Origin of the sequence: Pseudomonas sp. Leaf434 (assembly GCF_001425545.1) — a bacterium.
Lineage (GTDB): Bacteria > Pseudomonadota > Gammaproteobacteria > Pseudomonadales > Pseudomonadaceae > Aquipseudomonas > Aquipseudomonas siliginis.
Genome location: NZ_LMQZ01000009.1, coordinates 37,896 through 54,581, shown reverse-complemented (window position 1 = coordinate 54,581; position 16,686 = coordinate 37,896). Strand labels below are relative to the sequence as shown.

Genomic DNA, 16,686 nt, shown 5'->3' with positions numbered 1-16,686 from the left:
CAGGCTCGCTCCCACAGAAAAACAAAAGCCCGCCAAGGCGCGAACCTTGGCGGGCTTTTCGTATCCGGGCGTTTAGAACGCGCCCATGTAATCGCGCTTGCCCACTTCAACGCCGTTATGACGCAGCAGCGCGTAGGTGGTGGTGACGTGGAAGAAGAACTGCGGCAAGCCGTAAGTCAGCAGATACGCCTGACCACTGAAGCGCTTCTCCTTCGGCGTGCCCGGACGGGTCACGATTTCGATGCCTTCCTTGCCGTCGATCTGCTCTGGCTTGATCTCGCCAATGAAGGCCAGAACCTTGGTGATCAGCGCTTGCAGTTCGGCAAAGGTAGTTTCAGTGTCGTCGTACTTCGGCAGTTCGACTTCGGCCAGACGCGCCGACACGCCTTTGGCGAAATCCACGGCGATCTGCACCTGACGCACCAGCGGGAACATGTCCGGGTACAGACGCGCTTGCAGGAAGACGCTCTGGTCGATGTTTTTCGCGCTGGCGTGGGCTTCGGCCTTTTTCAGCACATCGCTCAGGGCGTTGAGCATTTGTTGAAAAACCGGGACGGATGCGGCGTACAGTGAAATGGTCATGGCAGTCTCATGTGATGGCTGGGTAATACGTGGTGGCGATTATAGCCATGCTTGATGAGCACACGGCTTGCCTTTTGTTTGGCAAGGATTAGGCTAGGCGGCTTCGACTGCAGAGGGAACGCGCGATGAGCAACGAACAAGAATCCACCTCCGAACAGCCACGGTTAAATGCCACGGAAATCCGCATTCTCGGTGCGCTGATCGAAAAACAGGCCACCAGCCCGGAAACCTATCCGCTGACCCTCAACGCGCTGGTGCTGGCCTGCAATCAGAAAACCAGTCGCGAGCCGGTGATGAACCTCAATCAGGGTCAGGTCGGGCAGAGCCTGCGGGCGCTGGAAGGTCGAGGTTTCACCCGGCTGGTGATGGGCAGCCGTGCCGACCGCTGGGAGCACAAGGTCGACAAGGCGCTGGAACTGGTGCCAGCACAGGTGATTCTGACGGGTTTGATGTTTCTGCGCGGTCCGCAGACCGTCAACGAACTGCTGACCCGCAGCGGACGCATGCACGAGTTCGAGGACGCCGAGCAGGTGGTTCATCAGCTTGAACGGCTGATCGCACGCGGTCTGGCGGTATTGATTCCGCGTCAGGCCGGGCAGCGTGAGGATCGCTACACCCACGCCTTGGGCGATCCGGCGGATATCGAGGCGATATTGGCGGCGCGGCAAAATCCTGGGGAGCGCTCGAGCGCTGGTGTTTCCCTGGAGCGTATCGAAGAACTGGAAGCGCGGATCGCCGCACTGGAAGAACGCCTGGCCCGCCTCGAATAACCACCGCAAAGCCCTTGTGAGAGCGAGCCTGCTCGCGAAAGCGCAGTGTCAGTCACCACGATGTTGAATGACCCGCCGCCTTCGCGAACAGGCTCGCTCCCACAGGGGGGCATCCGCAAATTTCAGATTTTATTCCCCGTCCCAATAATCCACCCCATCCACCTGCCGCGCGACAGCGACAAAACCCGAGGCATTGCCGTCGGCATCCACCGCGAAATTATCCATCACCGCATACTTGTTCGAGTCCGGATACTCGCAGATCTCCGGCTGCTGCTGAGTGCTCACCGCCAGATAACGCAGTTCGCCCGCGCTGGTATTGATGATCTGATGTGCCTTCTCCGGTCCGCCCGGTGGGCAGGCGATCACATCACCGGCGCGGATCGGAAAACGCTCGCCTCCCAGGCGTACCTCGCCCTCCCCGGCCACCACGTAGAACATCTCCTCATTGACCCGATGGCTGTGGAACGGACTGCCGCGCATGCCCGCTGGCAGCGCATACAGGCGATAACCGAGTTTCTGCGCACCCAGTTGCTGACCGATCCGCGCGATACGCTGCTGATAACGCCCGGCGGTGTCGCCTTCAGGGGCCAGGGCTTCGGGAAGGGCTTCGAGTTCGACCTCGTTGAGATTGAGGATGGGCGGATGCATGGGCGGCCTCGGTTATGGTTTTTGTGGTGGGCACATCTGTGCGTGCTGGCGAGGATTATAGATAGTGATCCAGAACCGCAGCGCCGCCTTCGCGAGCAGGCTCGCTCCCACATTCAATCGCATTCCAGCTCAACCTGTGGGAGCGAGCCTGCTCGCGAAGAGGCCAGCCCAGCCACTAAAAGATCAATCAGCTACGCGCAAAATCCACCGCCGCCGCAAACTGCGCCTCATTCGGGCGCACCCCGGTGTACAGGACAAATTGCTCCAGCGCCTGAATCGCAATCACCTCAAGCCCGGTAATCACTCGCTTGCCCTCGGCCCGCGCCCGCACAATCAGCGGCGTCTCCGAAGGGATCGCCACCACGTCGAATACAGTCTCAGCCGCTTTGATCACTTCAGGATCGAACGCCAGTTGCCCCGCCTCCGGCCCGCCGTCCATGCCTACCGGGGTGACATTGATCAGCATCTGAGGGCGCTCGTCACCCAGCTCGGCCTGCCAGCGATAACCCAGCGAATCCGCCAGGGCGCGGCCGGCCCGCTCGTTACGGGCGACAATCAAACCGTTCTTGTAGCCACCATCGCGCAGGGCGCTGGCCACCGCTTTGGCCATTCCGCCGCTGCCACGCAGGGCGAAGGTGGAATCCTTCGGCACCGCGTGGCTCTCCAGCAATTGCGCGACGGCGATGTAATCGGTGTTGTAGGCCTTGAGGTGGCCGCCAGTGTTGACGATGGTGTTGATCGACTGGATCGCCGCCGCCGACGCATCCAGCTCATCGACCAGCGCAATGCAGGCTTCCTTGAACGGCATCGACACGCCGCAGCCACGAATGCCCAGTGCCCGGATGCCGCCGACCGCGCCGGTCAGGTCCTGGCTGCTGAACGCCTTGTAGTAGAAGTTCAGGCCCAGCTGTTCATACAAATGGTTGTGAAAACGCAGACCGAAATTCCCCGGCCGCCCGGACAGGGACATGCACAATTGGGTGTCTTTGTTCGGGTTCATCTGCATGAAACTTCTCCTTCAAACGCACTTTCGGATGGACGGGATTGGCCAGCCCACCGGGTTCTGAATCATCATTTGGGCTTGTTTGTGGCGCCGCGTAGCCGGGTAAAGAAGCCGGTACAGACCTTACACAAAATTTACCCAGCGGCTGTGCTGAATTTCGCAAATTTGCTGTCTTAGCTGTATCCCCGCGACAACTGTGGGCCTGATTCAGGCCGCGGCGCCGGGTCGAAGAACCGAGGACTTATCATGATTCGTAAACTTCCCATCATGGCTTTGTTGATTGGCGCACTTGCCGTCACCGGCCAGGCTGAAGCGGGTGGTGGCCATGGCTGGCAGGGCCCTGCAGTGTTTGGCGCGATCGTCGGCTCGGCCATCATCGGCTCGGCACTGATCAACCAGGATCGGCCGGTGTACGTGCAGCAGCAGCCGGTTTATGTACAGCCGCAACCGGTCTACGTGCAGCAACCGCCGCCACCGGTCTATTACCAGCCGGCGCCGGTGTATGTACAACAACCGGTCTACGTGCAGCCGGCCCCCGTCTATTACGGCCCGCCTCGTGGTTATTACGGTCGCCCCCACGGCTACTACGGCGGCCCGCATGGCTACTACGGCGGTCCACGCTGGTAAGCGCAACACAGAGCCCCGTTTTCAAGCGGGGCTTTTTTATGACCACTGGTCGGCCAACGTCTGAAAAAATCTCGCCAAGGTCGCTGTGAGAACAGTTTGAGCAGCTAAAGTCGGCATGATGGAATCGACCGTCGGGCTTTTTTCATCAAACGGTCACCGCTTTGTCATGACGGAACCGCAATCTGAATCCGTCCGCAAACAACAGATCGATAACAACAAGGACGACTGTATGCCCACACAAAACCCGCACCGCATCGTCGGTCTGTGCACCTCGAACAAGGTGTACAGCGCGCTCACCGAGCTCAAGCACCTGGAAGGCCATCGCTGCGCCAAGCTGCTGTCCCTGCTCGCCGAAAACCTCGTGCACAAGGGCCTGCTCAATGAGCGCGAAGTCATGCACATGCTCGATCAAGTGGTCGAATGACGCCAGACCTCACTGGCATCAATGACCACTATCGAAAGCGTTGATTGTCCGTCGTGCCGGCAAATCCCTAAGGTAGCCCCATCAGTTTGATGGAGGTTTTCCCATGGCACAGGTTCAAATCATGTCGGTCATCGGCAGCGCAGTTCCCGCTTCGCTGCGTGCATCCGGTTTGCTCGCTTGCTGGTATCTGGTGCGCGATGGCGAGCCGATCAGCGGCCCGCTCACCTCGTTACCAGCAGCGCAGGCCTTGTCGCAACAGGTCGCCAGCAGCACATTTCATGCTTAAGGCAGTTGCACCTTGGGCTTGGTCTCGACGAACAGCGCCCAGCTCGACAGGAACAATGCGGCAATCAGCGGCCCGATCACAAAGCCGTTGAGGCCGAAGACCGCGAGGCCGCCGAGGGTGGAAACCAGAATCAGGTAATCGGGCATCTTCGTATCCTTGCCCACCAGAATCGGGCGCAGCACGTTATCGACCAGGCCGATCACGAATACCCCGAACAAGCCCAGCACCACACCCTGCCAGATCATGCCGCTGAGCAGGAAGTACACCGCCACCGGCGCCCAGACAATCCCCGCGCCCACCGCTGGCAACAGCGACAGAAACGCCATCAGTACCGCCCAGAGCAATGCGCTGGGAATGTCGAGAAACCAGAAAATCAGCCCGCCCAGCGCACCTTGGGTCACGGCCACCACCACGTTGCCTTTGACTGTCGCGCGCACCACGCGGTTGAACTTCAGTTGCAGGCGGCGCTTGTGGTTTTCTTCCAGCGGCACGGCAGTGCGCATCTTGCGCGCCAGCTCGGGGCCGTCACGCAGAAAGAAAAACAGCAGATACAGCATGATGAAAAAGCTCACCACGAATTCGAACGTGCCCTGACCGAAACTGAACGCCTGAGTCGCCAGCGCCTGGCTGCCCTGCATCGCCGCTTTGACGATCTTCTCGCGCAAGCTGTCGAGTTCGCCCATGCCAAAGCGGTCGAGCAAGTGCTGAAAGTACGGCGGCAGGCTGTGCTTGAACTGCGCCAGATACGCAGCGATGTCCAGCTCGCCACTTTCGATGTTCTTGTAGACAGTCGCGCCTTCCTGCACCAGCAGGATGCTGACGATGATCACCGGTAGAATCGCGACCACCAGGCACAGGCTCAAGGTGCACAGCGACGTCACGTTGCGTTGCCAGCCGAACTTCTGCTGCAACCTGCGCTGTACCGGCGCAAACAGAATGCCGAGGATGACAGCCCAGAATACCGCGCCGTAGAACGGCAGCAGAATCCAGATAAAGGCCACCGTGACCAGCACCAGCAGCACTGTCAGGGATTTGAATTGCAGACTCTTTTCGTTCATATCCGGTCCATGTCAGTCAGGCGTCACGCACGCCCGCCCCACTTAGTCAGCCGCCGAGCGCGCGAGTGCCATGTTTATTCATGGAGCATAGATCCAGATCAATGAACCCTCGCAACAGCTGCCCTACCCTGCGCGGCTTTTGCGACCGACATCCAAATGCCAACTCTCATCGCCCCCGAGCTTCTCGCCCCCGCCGGCACCCTGAAAAACATGCGCTACGCCTTCGCCTACGGCGCCGATGCGGTCTACGCCGGCCAGCCGCGCTACAGCCTGCGGGTGCGCAACAACGAGTTCGATCATGCCAACCTGGCGCTGGGCATCCGTGAGGCGCAGGCGCAGGGCAAGCGCTTCTACGTCGTGGTCAACATCGCCCCGCACAACGCCAAGCTGAAGACGTTTCTCAAAGATCTGGCGCCAGTGATCGAGATGGCCCCGGATGCGCTGATCATGTCCGACCCGGGCCTGATCATGCTGGTGCGCCGGCATTTTCCGCAAATGCCGATTCACCTGTCGGTGCAGGCCAACACGGTGAATTGGGCGAGCGTCGAGTTCTGGCAGCAACAGGGGCTGAGCCGGATCATCCTGTCGCGCGAACTCTCGCTCGAAGAAATCGGTGAAATCCGCGAGCAGGTGCCGGGCATGGAGCTGGAAGTGTTCGTGCACGGCGCGCTGTGCATGGCCTATTCCGGGCGCTGCCTGCTTTCCGGTTACATGAACAAGCGCGATGCCAATCAGGGCACCTGCACCAACGCCTGCCGCTGGAAGTACACGGCGCAAGAAGCGACGGAAAACCAGCTCGGCGAGATCGTCCAGACCTTTGAACCCGAGCCGACGCTGGGTCTCGGCGCACCGACCGATCAAGTCTTCCTGCTCCAGGAAGCCAATCGCCCCGACGAATTGATGCCGGCGTTCGAAGACGAACACGGCACCTACATCATGAACGCCAAGGACCTGCGCGCGGTGCAGCATGTCGAGCGGCTGACGCGCATGGGCGTGCACTCCTTGAAAATCGAAGGCCGGACCAAATCGCATTTCTACTGCGCACGCACCACCCAGGTATATCGCCGGGCGATCGATGATGCCGTGGCCGGGCGCGAGTTCGATCGCAGCCTGATGCTGGATCTGGAATCGCTGGCCCAGCGCGGCTACACCGAAGGTTTTCTGCGCCGACATGTGCACGACGAATATCAGAATTATCAACACGGCAGTTCGGTGTCGGAGCGGCAGCAGTTCGTTGGCGAGCTGACCGGCGAGCGCCGGGATCGCCTGGCCGAAGTAAAAGTGAAGAATCGTTTTGCCGTGGGCGATCATCTGGAACTGATGACGCCCAAGGGCAATTTCCATTTTGATCTGCATGAGTTGCAGAGTGTCAGCGGGCAAGCGATCGAAGTGGCGCCGGGGGACGGGCATACGGTGTACGTGCCGATTCCGGATGCGGTGGATTTGCGCTTTGGGTTGTTGATGCGGGATTTGCGTGTTGGTTGACTGGCGATCTTGTCTGGCACTCGCAGCATGGCCGTAATTTGCTGCGAAGCCGATGCCGTCTTCGCGAGCAGGCTCGCTCCCACAGGGAGTTTGTGTCATCCACTGTGAGAGCGAGCCTGCTCGCGAAGAGGCCGGCCCACTCAATGAATAATCCAGACCTCAGCGCAAATCATCCGACAACGGCGTCGGCTCGTCCGCCGGCGGTACATTGTCGTCATCCGGCGGATCCTTCCAGTCATCCGGCCGGTCGGCATCGCTCAATGGGTCGCGGCCCGGATCCATGCCCGGCGGTGCGTCGTGATCGCTCAGGGTCGGCTCGTCAGTGCCGGATACAGGGCGGGTCTGCCCGGTGGGCGCCATGCCACGGGGAACAAGCGAGTCATCAGCCATGCTGCACCTCACAATACTGGCCCGGATTATCCGGGGCCTATTACTTGGAAGCGCGGGTGCTAAGGGCGTGCGGTAGATCAGACCAGCGGCATCAGCCTTGGGCGGTAAAGCGATCGCGACTGTTGGTCAGGTGCAACCACATCGCGGCACGGGCGGCATCGGCGTCCTGACGCTTGATCGCATTCAGAATCGCCTCGTGTTCCAGATTGGCCAAGTGGCCGAGCTTGCTCAGATCCGCCGCGCCGCGCTCGGCGGCATTCAGGCGATTGCGCGGGATCATCGCACTGCCCAGGTGCTGCATGATCTCGCTGAAACAAGCGTTGCCGGTGGCCTCGGCGATCAGCAGATGAAAACGCCGATCGGCCTCCACGCAGCTGTCGTTGTTCGCCAGCAGCCGTTGATAGTCATCCAGCGCCTGACGCATCTGCTGCACCTGCTGCTCACTGCGCCGCTGCGCCGCCAGCGCCGCCGCTTGCGTCTCCAGGCCCATGCGCAATTCGAGAATGCTGCGCACGCCGAGCGCCGTATCGACGTTCAGGCGCAGGCCCTGCTCCGCTGCACGCTCGATGACGAAAGTGCCGATGCCATGGCGCGTCTCCACCAGCCCCGAGGCCTGCAACTTGGAGATCGCCTCGCGCACCACCGTGCGGCTGACCCCGTGCTCCTGCACGATGGAGTTCTCCGAAGGCAGCTTGTCACCGGGCGACAGTTGTCCGAGCAGGATGCTCTGGGTGAGCTTTTCCACCAGGTCATGAGCGAGGTTGTGCGTGCGTTTGCGCGCGGGCGCGTCGAGGTCTTCTTGCATGATCGGTTCCGGTGATCGGGGCTTGCCGATCGTAGCACTGCGGGATGACGGTTGAGATGGATTTTAGCGGTCGATGGGTCGTCAGCTTGTATGACAACACTCCATTACCTCGAATATTTTCGATAGCCAGCCATCACGCATCATCATTCATATCTCAAAAAGGCGCTGCGCTCGACTGGCGAAATGTTCAATGAATACGAGCTAGAATCCGGTTTTCGCATAAAAAACCGAACAATCAGAAGAATTTGATCGCCCTCCCCACTTGTAGGACAAAAAATTACAGTTGTATGATGTCTAGCAACAACGCAGCACCCAGTCCTACCCGCATAAAAATAATCAGTGGGAGAAACATCAGTGAAAACCTCCATCTCCGGGATGCAGGACAGCGTCGATCCGACGCTCGCCTCTGCCATATCCAAAGTCAAACGCCATGTCCTGCCGCTCTTCGTGATCATGTTCATCGTCAATTACATTGACCGGGTGAACATCGGCTTCGTCCGCACCCACATGGAAACCGATCTGGGCATTGGTGCTGCCGCCTATGGCTTCGGCGCCGGGCTGTTCTTTATCGGTTACGCGCTGTTCGAAGTGCCGTCCAACATGCTTTTGCAGAAAGTCGGCGCACGCATCTGGCTGACCCGCATCATGTTCACCTGGGGCATAGTCGCGGCCTGCATGGCCTTCATCCAGAACGAAACCCACTTCTATATCCTGCGTTTCCTGCTCGGTGTCGCCGAGGCCGGGTTCTTTCCCGGGGTGATTTATTACTTCACCCGTTGGCTGCCTGGCGTCGAGCGCGGCAAGGCGATCGCGATCTTCCTCAGCGGCTCGGCCGTGGCCTCGCTGATCTCCGGTCCGCTGTCCGGCCTGCTCCTGCAGATCAACGGACTGGGCATGCACGGCTGGCAGTGGATGTACTTCATCGAGGGGATGTTCTCGGTGTGCCTGTGCGTCTTCGTCTGGTTCTGGCTGGACGCCAAACCCCACGACGCGAAATGGCTGAGCCGCGCCGAACAGGATGCACTGGTCAGCGCCATCGACGACGAGCAAAAGGCCCGCGAAGCCGCGACGCCGATCCGGCCGTCGCTGGGCAAACTGCTCAAGGACCGGCAGATCATTCTGTTCTGCCTGATCTACTTCTTCATTCAACTGACTATCTACGCCGCGACCTTCTGGCTGCCGAGCATCATCAAGAAGATGGGCGAACTCAGCGACGTGCAGGTCGGCCTGTTCAACTCGATTCCATGGTTGCTGTCGATCGTCGGCATGTACGCCTTCGCCTCGCTGTCGGCGAAGTGGAAACATCAACAAGCTTGGGTCGCCACCGCCCTGTTGATCGCCGCAGCGGGGATGTTCATGTCCACCACTGGCGGGCCGATCTTTGCCTTCGTCGCGATCTGCTTTGCGGCGCTGGGTTTCAAATCCGCCTCGTCGCTGTTTTGGCCGATTCCCCAGGCTTATCTGGATGCACGCATTGCGGCGGCAGTAATCGCGCTGATCAACTCGGTGGGCAACCTCGGCGGCTTCGTCGCGCCAACCACCTTCGGCCTGCTCGAACAACACACCGGCTCGATTCAGGGCGGCCTCTATGGTCTGGCCGCGACCTCGATCATCGCCGCAATCATCGTCTTCGCCGCGCGCACCACGCCGAAACCCGCTGCAGAAAAGGCTGTGGCCGACGCCGCGCCGAAACACGCCTGACTTCGTCTCGACAAGGAAAACAATAATGACTGTTCACGACACCGCCAAAGCTCCGATCATCACCGACATGCAGGTCATTCCGGTGGCCGGTCACGACGGCATGCTGCTCAACCTGAGCGGCGCCCACGGGCCGTTTTTCACCCGCAACATCGTCATCCTCAAGGACAACGCCGGCCATACCGGCGTCGGCGAAGTGCCCGGTGGCGAGCGCATTCGCCAGACCCTCGAAGACGCGCGCAGCCTGGTGGTCGGCAGCCCGATCGGCACTTACCAGAAAATTCTCAATCAGGTGCGCCAGACCTTCGCCGACCGCGATGCCGGCGGCCGTGGTCTGCAGACATTCGACCTGCGCATCACCATTCACGCGGTCACCGGCCTGGAAGCCGCCCTCCTCGACCTGCTCGGCCAACATCTGGACGTGCCGGTGGCGGCGCTGCTCGGTGAAGGTCAGCAACGCGACGAAGTGAAGATGCTCGGTTATCTGTTCTACGTCGGCGATCAACACGAAACCGATCTCGCCTACCGCAGCGAACCGGACGCCGACAACGACTGGTTCCGCGTGCGCCACGAGAAAGCCATGACCGCCGAAGCGGTCGTGCGTCTGGCGGAGGCGGCGCACGCCAAGTACGGCTTCAAGGATTTCAAACTCAAGGGCGGCGTACTCAGTGGCGATGCCGAAATCGAAGCGGTCACGGCACTGGCCGAGCGCTTCCCCGACGCGCGGATTACCCTCGACCCGAACGGTGCATGGTCATTGAAAGAGGCGATTCGTCTATGCCGCGATCAGCATCACGTACTCGCCTACGCCGAAGACCCGTGCGGCGCGGAAAACGGCTATTCCGGTCGCGAAGTCATGGCTGAATTCCGCCGCGCCACCGGGCTGAAAACCGCGACCAACATGATCGCCACCGACTGGCGCGAAATGGGCCACGCGATTCAGTTGCAGTCAGTGGACATCCCGCTGGCCGACCCGCACTTCTGGACCATGCAGGGTTCGGTGCGCGTCGCGCAGATGTGCCACGAATGGGGCCTGACCTGGGGTTCGCATTCCAACAACCACTTCGATATCTCTCTGGCGATGTTTACCCACGTCGCCGCTGCGGCACCGGGCGAGATCACGGCCATCGACACCCATTGGATCTGGCAGGACGGCCAGCGCCTGACCAAGGCACCGCTGCAAATTGTCGACGGCTGCGTGCAAGTGCCGCAGAAACCGGGACTGGGCGTGGAGCTGGATCTGGATCAAGTGGCCAAGGCCCACGAACTGTACAAAGGCATGGGCCTCGGCGCGCGGGATGACAGCGTGGCGATGCAGTTCCTGATTCCGGGGTGGAAATTCGATAACAAACGGCCGTGTCTGGTGCGGTGATCCAGCAGGCGCCGCTGATTTCAATTGTGGGAGCGAGCCTGCTCGCGAAGGCGTCAGGTCAGTCGATAGTGCTGTCGCTGATGCACCGCTTTCGCGAGCAGGCTCGCTCCCACAAGGGGGGGGTTTGTGTCAGGCAGAAACTTGCAGTAACCACGCCTTGAACGCGTTCATCGCCGCCGTTTCCGCTCGCGACTGCAACCGCGTCAGCCAGTAACTGCCGGTGGTGATCTCGATCGCGAACGGCTGGCAAATCGCATCAGCCGCCAGTTGCCGGGCGAACATCAGCGGTGGTGCCAACGCCACGCCGCCGCCCTGCAACGCCGTTTCCATCATCGCCAGTGAAGAGTCGAAGACGATGCTTTGCGGTGGCGCAGCCTGGGTCGCCAGGCCCGCCGCCTGAAACCACTGCGGCCATTCATCAGTGCGATAGGAACGCAGCAAGGTCTGCTGCAACAGGTCCGCCGGCGCGTGCAGTTGCCGGGCAATCTCCGGCACGCATAACACCGACAACGGCGCATCGAGCAAGCGTGTCGCCTCAATGCCATGCCAGGCGCCAGCGCCGAACCGAATCGCGTAATCCAGCCCTTCCGCCGCCACATCGACCCGGTTGTTGTGGGTCGACAGGCGTAAATCGATCAGCGGATATTTCGCCCGAAAGTCCGCCAGCCTCGGCAACAGCCAGCCCACGGCAAACGTGCCCACCGCGCCGACCGTCAACATGTCGCGATACTGCCCACCAGCCAGACGCTCGAGCATCTGCGCAATGTGGTCGAATGAGGTGCTGAGCACCGGCAGCAAGGTTTCGCCCTCACTGGTCAGCATCAGCCCACGGGGCAGGCGTTTGAACAGGGTCAGGTTGAGCTGCGCTTCCAGGCTTTTGACCTGATGGCTGACCGCTGCCTGCGTTACGCACAGTTCGACGGCGGCGCGGGTGAAGCTCAGATGACGTGCCGAGGCTTCAAACGCGCGCAGAGCGTTGAGCGGCAGTTGCGGTCGAATCATGGGTTGTCCCAAATTTTTCTAAGGCTTCGTGCGAGTTTTCATCGTTTGTCGAAGGTCGGCAAAGTGCCTAAATTAACCGCGCTGATCAGCCGCCCGATGAAAAAATCACCCGCAGTGTAGCGGGATACAACAAACGACACTCATGGAGAGTGATTCACTCATGTGTTCCTTCAAACCGAGCAAGGTCTTTTCCTACAGCGCTTTCGCACTGTTCTTCGGCAGCGTTGCCTGCCATGCCGCGACGCCGACCGATGGGCAATTGCAGGCACTGGTCAGCCAAGCCGTCACCCCAGTGATGCAACAAAACAACATCCCCGGGATGACCGTGGCGATCACCCTGAACGACAAGGTGCATTACTTTAATTACGGAGTCGCTGCCAAAGACACCGGGCAAAAAGTCAGTGAAAACACCCTCTTCGAAGTCGGCTCGGTGAGTAAAACCTTCACCGCCACCCTCGCCGGTTACGCCCAGGCCACCGGCAAACTCGACCTGTCGAGCAAGGCCAGCCAGCTCTGGCCTGAGCTCAAGGGCAGCGCCTTCGACAACATCAGCGTGCTGCAACTGGGCACCTACAGTGCTGGCGGTCTGCCGCTGCAATTTCCTGCCGAGGCGGATTCTTCCGACAAGATGCTCGGCTATTACCAACAGTGGAAACCGCAATTTCCCGCCGGCAGCCATCGCCTGTATTCCAACCCGAGCCTGGGCCTGTTCGGCTACCTGACGGCGAAAAGCCTCGGCCAACCGTTCGAGCAGTCAATGACCCAATCCCTGCTGCCGAAACTCGGTTTGCAGCACACCTTCCTCAGCGTGCCGTCAGCGCAGTCGAAGCTTTACGCCCAAGGCTACGACAGCGCCGACCAACCCGTGCGCGTCAGCCCCGGCGCCCTTGACGCCGAGGCCTACGGTATCAAAACCAGCGCCGCCGACCTGCTGCGTTACGTCCAGGCACAACTGAAACCGGCCAGCCTTGCGCCTGATCTGCACCAAGCCATCGCCAACACCCACATCGGTTATTACCGCGTCGGCGACATGACCCAAGGCCTGGGCTGGGAACGCTACGCCTACCCGATCACTTTGGAAAAACTGCAAAACGGCAACTCGACCCCCATGGCCATGGAACCTCACAAAGTCGAGTGGCTGACCCCACCGCAAGCTGAGCCGGCCAATGTGCTGTTCAACAAAAGCGGTTCTACGCGGGGCTTTGGTGCGTATGTAGCGTTCGTGCCGTCGCGGGACATGGGCATCGTGATTCTGGCCAACAAGAATTACCCGAACATCGAACGGGTGAAGATTGCGCATGAGATTTTCAGTCAGTTGACCGAATAAAGATCAAAAGATCGCAGCCTGCGGCAGCTCCATTGACCGAGTGAAAACCCGATCCTGTAGGAGCCGCCGCAGGCTGCGATCTTTTTCGTTTCAGCGCTTAAAGCTGCGCCTGCAAGCGCCAGCCAATGACATCCATCAAGTCACAGCTATCGCGCAACGGAATCGCCAGCACCTGGGCGAAATCCTGCAACAGCAATGCATCGTGTCCCTTGCCCTCGTCCAGCGAAAGGCTCTCCATCAGCTGCGTCACACAGCGCAAGCGGTAAGCCGCGGTGCCGTGCAACACGTCGATGGGGGCTTCGCTGTCGATCAGCAGACAAGGAATCTTGCAGTCGATCCCGGTGATCGGTATGTAGCGCGCCATGGTAGAACCTCCCTGTTCAATGTTGAGTCGCCGTTGCGGGTGAATCGAGATTGTCCAGCGCGCGGTTGACCAGCAGTTCTCCGACTACCGCCAATTGCTGGATCGACAACGTCAGGCTGCGCTGCGCACCGCTCAATTCACAGGCAAGGTCGGTGGTCAGTACGTTCAGTGAGGCAAGGGTTTCGCAGGCATGGCTCAGCAGTGTCGCCGTGTCGATGTCGGGGAGAATGGTGAAAACGTGGCTGATGGGATCGGGTTGGCCGGGGTGGCGCAGACGCGGGTTATTGGAGTCGACGGAGCTTGAATCCATGGGGGATTCGGGGGGATTTGGAGTGTGTTTTTTCATTAATAAATCCTCGGGACATTTAAAGAAAAAACTGCCGAACTCACTTCCACGAGAGGGTGGCAGCTTTGCGCAGGTGTGGAAGTCCGGGGAAGCCCGAGGAACCCGGTGCACTCGAGAGTGCTCCTGCGCATAGCTGCCATAAGCAAACAATGTTGGCATAAAAACCACCAACATGTGTCTACAGGCGCAATGCGCGCTCGGGAATCACCGGACTTCCACATCCGACCACTGTGTTTTTCAGCGGCCGAAAGAGGTTATCCCCCTGCGCCACAACGCACCAGTTCACCACGGCCGCCGCGTCTTGCAGGAAAAATCCACTGGGTTTGAAGGGTGTTGGCGTCAGACGTTTCGGCAGGCACACCCTGCAACGAGTTTTGATTAGCGGATAAATTCGTTGTATCTACACTGATCGATTCAATCCGGGGACGGTGATGACATAATGCGCATAACTTCATATCGACAGAATCTAAGGGTGACGCATTGCAAGTTTTCAGCCTAAGCCTTACCGATGTCGGCCGGTTCGCCGATCTGACGATCTACTTGGCACCGACCTCCAAGAATCCATCCAATGTGACAGTGTTGGTGGGGAACAACGGGGCTGGCAAAACCACGGTTTTGAAATCGCTTGCGACATCCTTGAGCTGGCTGGTCGCCAGGATCCGTTCCGAAAAAGGTGTCGGAAGTCCCATAACTGATGATGTTATTCGTAACAATAGTTCTATTGCGATGATTAACGTCGCTGTGATCGACACATGCAATGCGCAGTCCGAAACACTTGAGGAATGGGCAAAAGAAATTTTGTTTAGCTGGACAGTTGCCCGCGGCAAAAGAGGACGAAAGTCTGCGTCTCATAGCGTGTTGGCGGACGCTACCTTAGTAGCCGATCACTATCGCACTCAACTTTTAGGCGACGACAGCGCTTCCCTACCACTGATTGCCTACTACCCAGTTGAACGCTCCGTTCTTGAAATACCGCTAAAAATTCGCACCAAACATTCCTTTGACCAACTCGATGGTTACGATAACTCACTCAATAGAGGCGTTGATTTTCGCCGTTTTTTCGAATGGTTTCGCCAGCGCGAAGACAGTGAGAACGAGACAGGTATTTCAGATACCGCACTGACCGAAATTTCTGAAATATTCGGTTCAAACAGTGACGTATGGAAGACTCTTGCCGAGTTAAGGGCATCCACCAGAGATCGCCAACTAATAGCGGTACGCTCAGCCATAAGCGCATTTATGCCAGGCTTTAGCAATCTGCGCGTCAAACGCAAACCACGACTACACATGGCAATAGATAAGGACGGCGTCACTCTAAACGTCGCCCAACTCTCTCAAGGTGAGAAATCGATAATGGCACTCGTCGGCGATATTGCTCGTCGTTTGGCGATGATGAATCAATCGATGGAAAACCCACTGCACGGTGACGGCATCGTGCTCATCGACGAGGTCGATTTGCACCTGCATCCGAAGTGGCAACGCAGCCTGATCCGTCAGTTGAGCGAAACGTTCCCGAACTGCCAGTTCGTACTAACTACCCACTCCCCCCTCGTCATCAGCGATGCTAAGGAGGTGCTGGTTTACGTACTCAATGACGGCGAACTCCACGAACACAACGGCCTTTACGGACTCGACGCCAATCAGATACTGCTGGAAGTCATGGACACCGACATCCGCAACAGCGACGTGCAGAAGCGCCTGAATCAGCTGTTGAAGGAAGTACAGGATGGAAATCTGGATAAAGCCAAATTGCTGTTCGCTGAGCTTTCCTCAGAGCTCCCCGAAGGTCATATCGAACTAGCGAAAGCCGCTCTACTGATCCGCAAGCTGGAGTTGCGTCGTGCGTAAGATAATCAAAGGAGCTGAGCCGGACTCATTTGCGAAATGGAAGCTGAAAAACAAGACCGCCACCTACCCTGACCTTCCGCACGAAGAACGTCAAACCGTCAGGGCCGCTTGCGTCACCGAGCAGTTCGGACTTTGCGCTTATTGCTGTCAGTCCATCACGGTCGATGGTTCCCACAATGAGCATGTTGAAGCTCAGAATCGCGTCCACAACCGCACATTGGATTTCACCAACATCGTAGCCAGTTGCGAGAATCGCCCTCATTGCGGGCACGGTCGAGGAACGCAGCCGTTGGGGCTGACTCCTTTCATGGATGAGTGTGAAACCGAACTCAAGTTTTACCTTTCAGGCTTGGTCGCGGGAAAAACTGCACGCGCAAAAGATGCCATAGAAACGTTGAATCTGGGCCACACCGAAGAGAGCAATCGCGCTCTTATCGGCAGAAGAAGAACCTTGGTTGAAGCGCTGATTTATAAGGTTGGGGTCCAACCCGGCGAATTGCCGGAGATTGAGGATAAGGAAATACTCGACCTGCTCCTGGATGATTTACTTCTGCCGAAAGCGCAAAAGCTCGAACCCTTCTCGCCCGTGCTAGTAAACATCATTCGCCAGATGCCAGCGTAAAAAAGGGGCGAGAAGATAAATCTTCTCGC

19 protein-coding genes are annotated in these 16,686 nt (G+C 58.9%); 10 read left to right on the top strand and 9 right to left on the bottom strand.

Translation table 11 applies throughout. The features are described 5' to 3' along the window. Positions 1-72: 72 nt before the first annotated feature. The gene (locus tag ASG55_RS17690; RefSeq protein ID WP_041477165.1) at positions 73-582 is read right to left on the bottom strand and encodes a DUF1993 domain-containing protein; all 510 of its coding nucleotides are present in this window, start codon (positions 580-582) and stop codon (positions 73-75) included. A gap of 125 nt (positions 583-707) precedes the next feature. Between ASG55_RS17690 and ASG55_RS17685 the strand changes: the two genes are divergently transcribed. Next, complete coding sequence (locus tag ASG55_RS17685) at positions 708-1,352, top strand: YceH family protein (RefSeq protein WP_041477166.1); 645 nt, start codon at positions 708-710, stop codon at positions 1,350-1,352. 129 nt (positions 1,353-1,481) lie between these two features. Here ASG55_RS17685 and ASG55_RS17680 read toward each other — a convergent pair whose 3' ends face one another. Both ASG55_RS17680 and ASG55_RS17675 read right to left on the bottom strand, forming a co-directional pair. Beyond that, positions 1,482-2,000 (bottom strand): cupin domain-containing protein, encoded by a 519-nt coding sequence (locus tag ASG55_RS17680; RefSeq protein WP_056788746.1) that lies wholly within the window; start codon positions 1,998-2,000, stop codon positions 1,482-1,484. A gap of 187 nt (positions 2,001-2,187) precedes the next feature. After that, complete coding sequence (locus ASG55_RS17675) at positions 2,188-3,006, bottom strand: shikimate 5-dehydrogenase (RefSeq protein ID WP_056788742.1); 819 nt, start codon at positions 3,004-3,006, stop codon at positions 2,188-2,190. Between the two features lie 243 nt (positions 3,007-3,249). Between ASG55_RS17675 and ASG55_RS17670 the strand changes: the two genes are divergently transcribed. From ASG55_RS17670 to ASG55_RS17660, 3 genes are all read left to right on the top strand, one after another. Next, positions 3,250-3,630: a hypothetical protein gene (locus tag ASG55_RS17670; RefSeq protein ID WP_024013471.1), complete on the top strand. Its 381-nt coding sequence runs from the start codon at positions 3,250-3,252 to the stop codon at positions 3,628-3,630. A 229-nt stretch (positions 3,631-3,859) separates the two neighbouring features. Beyond that, positions 3,860-4,054, top strand: coding sequence for a hypothetical protein (locus ASG55_RS17665; RefSeq protein ID WP_056789862.1), 195 nt, complete (start codon positions 3,860-3,862; stop codon positions 4,052-4,054). A 103-nt stretch (positions 4,055-4,157) separates the two neighbouring features. Further along, complete coding sequence (locus tag ASG55_RS17660) at positions 4,158-4,340, top strand: hypothetical protein (RefSeq protein WP_041477171.1); 183 nt, start codon at positions 4,158-4,160, stop codon at positions 4,338-4,340. On the opposite strand, the gene ASG55_RS17655 is transcribed toward ASG55_RS17660, so the two are convergent. Beyond that, a complete protein-coding gene (locus ASG55_RS17655) occupies positions 4,337-5,398 on the bottom strand; it encodes an AI-2E family transporter (protein ID WP_041477173.1) in 1,062 nt (353 codons plus the stop codon). The genes ASG55_RS17660 and ASG55_RS17655 overlap by 4 nt on opposite strands. A 156-nt stretch (positions 5,399-5,554) precedes the next feature. Between ASG55_RS17655 and trhP the strand changes: the two genes are divergently transcribed. Next, positions 5,555-6,883, top strand: a complete 1,329-nt coding sequence (gene trhP / locus ASG55_RS17650; RefSeq protein WP_056788739.1) for a prephenate-dependent tRNA uridine(34) hydroxylase TrhP — start codon at positions 5,555-5,557, stop codon at positions 6,881-6,883. Positions 6,884-7,042: 159 nt separating this feature from the next. Here the strand turns inward: trhP and ASG55_RS17645 are convergent, their stop codons facing one another. Both ASG55_RS17645 and ASG55_RS17640 read right to left on the bottom strand, forming a co-directional pair. Continuing rightward, the gene (locus tag ASG55_RS17645; protein ID WP_056788736.1) at positions 7,043-7,273 is read right to left on the bottom strand and encodes a hypothetical protein; all 231 of its coding nucleotides are present in this window, start codon (positions 7,271-7,273) and stop codon (positions 7,043-7,045) included. A 91-nt stretch (positions 7,274-7,364) separates the two neighbouring features. Beyond that, positions 7,365-8,078, bottom strand: a complete 714-nt coding sequence (locus ASG55_RS17640) for a FadR/GntR family transcriptional regulator (RefSeq protein WP_056788733.1) — start codon at positions 8,076-8,078, stop codon at positions 7,365-7,367. A 354-nt stretch (positions 8,079-8,432) separates the two neighbouring features. On the opposite strand from ASG55_RS17640, the gene ASG55_RS17635 reads away from it, so the two are divergent. Together ASG55_RS17635 and gudD are read left to right on the top strand one after the other, a co-directional pair. Continuing rightward, the gene (locus tag ASG55_RS17635) at positions 8,433-9,779 is read left to right on the top strand and encodes an MFS transporter (protein ID WP_024013478.1); all 1,347 of its coding nucleotides are present in this window, start codon (positions 8,433-8,435) and stop codon (positions 9,777-9,779) included. Between the two features lie 25 nt (positions 9,780-9,804). Further along, entirely contained in the window at positions 9,805-11,148 is a 1,344-nt protein-coding gene (gudD, locus tag ASG55_RS17630) for a glucarate dehydratase (RefSeq protein WP_056788730.1), read from the top strand. A gap of 129 nt (positions 11,149-11,277) precedes the next feature. On the opposite strand, the gene ASG55_RS17625 is transcribed toward gudD, so the two are convergent. Next, positions 11,278-12,150: a LysR family transcriptional regulator gene (locus ASG55_RS17625; RefSeq protein ID WP_056788727.1), complete on the bottom strand. Its 873-nt coding sequence runs from the start codon at positions 12,148-12,150 to the stop codon at positions 11,278-11,280. A gap of 160 nt (positions 12,151-12,310) precedes the next feature. Between ASG55_RS17625 and ampC the strand changes: the two genes are divergently transcribed. Beyond that, positions 12,311-13,477, top strand: coding sequence for a class C beta-lactamase (gene ampC, locus ASG55_RS17620; RefSeq protein WP_056788724.1), 1,167 nt, complete (start codon positions 12,311-12,313; stop codon positions 13,475-13,477). Between the two features lie 97 nt (positions 13,478-13,574). Here ampC and ASG55_RS17615 read toward each other — a convergent pair whose 3' ends face one another. Together ASG55_RS17615 and ASG55_RS17610 are read right to left on the bottom strand one after the other, a co-directional pair. Beyond that, positions 13,575-13,841 (bottom strand): hypothetical protein, encoded by a 267-nt coding sequence (locus ASG55_RS17615; RefSeq protein ID WP_056788721.1) that lies wholly within the window; start codon positions 13,839-13,841, stop codon positions 13,575-13,577. A gap of 16 nt (positions 13,842-13,857) precedes the next feature. Beyond that, on the bottom strand, positions 13,858-14,187 hold the full coding sequence (locus ASG55_RS17610; protein WP_056788718.1) for a DUF6124 family protein: 330 nt from the start codon (positions 14,185-14,187) through the stop codon (positions 13,858-13,860). A gap of 480 nt (positions 14,188-14,667) precedes the next feature. Here ASG55_RS17610 and ASG55_RS17605 point away from each other — a divergent pair, with 480 nt between their 5' ends. Further along, positions 14,668-16,035: an AAA family ATPase gene (locus ASG55_RS17605; protein WP_056788715.1), complete on the top strand. Its 1,368-nt coding sequence runs from the start codon at positions 14,668-14,670 to the stop codon at positions 16,033-16,035. Then, positions 16,028-16,657, top strand: a complete 630-nt coding sequence (locus ASG55_RS17600; protein WP_056788711.1) for a hypothetical protein — start codon at positions 16,028-16,030, stop codon at positions 16,655-16,657. Before ASG55_RS17605 ends, ASG55_RS17600 begins: the two co-directional genes overlap by 8 nt. Positions 16,658-16,686 lie beyond the last annotated feature (29 nt).

Bases quoted from the DNA above. Each gene is read 5' to 3' on its own strand.
- ASG55_RS17645 (WP_056788736.1), bottom strand. From the start codon at position 7,273: ATGGCTGATGACTCGCTTGTTCCCCGTGGCATGGCGCCCACCGGGCAG.
- gudD (WP_056788730.1), top strand. From the start codon at position 9,805: ATGACTGTTCACGACACCGCCAAAGCTCCGATCATCACCGACATGCAG.
- ASG55_RS17625 (WP_056788727.1), bottom strand. From the start codon at position 12,150: ATGATTCGACCGCAACTGCCGCTCAACGCTCTGCGCGCGTTTGAAGCC.
- ampC (WP_056788724.1), top strand. From the start codon at position 12,311: ATGTGTTCCTTCAAACCGAGCAAGGTCTTTTCCTACAGCGCTTTCGCA.
- ASG55_RS17685 (WP_041477166.1), top strand. From the start codon at position 708: ATGAGCAACGAACAAGAATCCACCTCCGAACAGCCACGGTTAAATGCC.
- ASG55_RS17660 (WP_041477171.1), top strand. From the start codon at position 4,158: ATGGCACAGGTTCAAATCATGTCGGTCATCGGCAGCGCAGTTCCCGCT.
- ASG55_RS17670 (WP_024013471.1), top strand. From the start codon at position 3,250: ATGATTCGTAAACTTCCCATCATGGCTTTGTTGATTGGCGCACTTGCC.
- ASG55_RS17675 (WP_056788742.1), bottom strand. From the start codon at position 3,006: ATGCAGATGAACCCGAACAAAGACACCCAATTGTGCATGTCCCTGTCC.
- ASG55_RS17610 (WP_056788718.1), bottom strand. From the start codon at position 14,187: ATGAAAAAACACACTCCAAATCCCCCCGAATCCCCCATGGATTCAAGC.
- ASG55_RS17615 (WP_056788721.1), bottom strand. From the start codon at position 13,841: ATGGCGCGCTACATACCGATCACCGGGATCGACTGCAAGATTCCTTGT.
- ASG55_RS17665 (WP_056789862.1), top strand. From the start codon at position 3,860: ATGCCCACACAAAACCCGCACCGCATCGTCGGTCTGTGCACCTCGAAC.
- ASG55_RS17640 (WP_056788733.1), bottom strand. From the start codon at position 8,078: ATGCAAGAAGACCTCGACGCGCCCGCGCGCAAACGCACGCACAACCTC.
- ASG55_RS17690 (WP_041477165.1), bottom strand. From the start codon at position 582: ATGACCATTTCACTGTACGCCGCATCCGTCCCGGTTTTTCAACAAATG.
- trhP (WP_056788739.1), top strand. From the start codon at position 5,555: ATGCCAACTCTCATCGCCCCCGAGCTTCTCGCCCCCGCCGGCACCCTG.
- ASG55_RS17655 (WP_041477173.1), bottom strand. From the start codon at position 5,398: ATGAACGAAAAGAGTCTGCAATTCAAATCCCTGACAGTGCTGCTGGTG.
- ASG55_RS17680 (WP_056788746.1), bottom strand. From the start codon at position 2,000: ATGCATCCGCCCATCCTCAATCTCAACGAGGTCGAACTCGAAGCCCTT.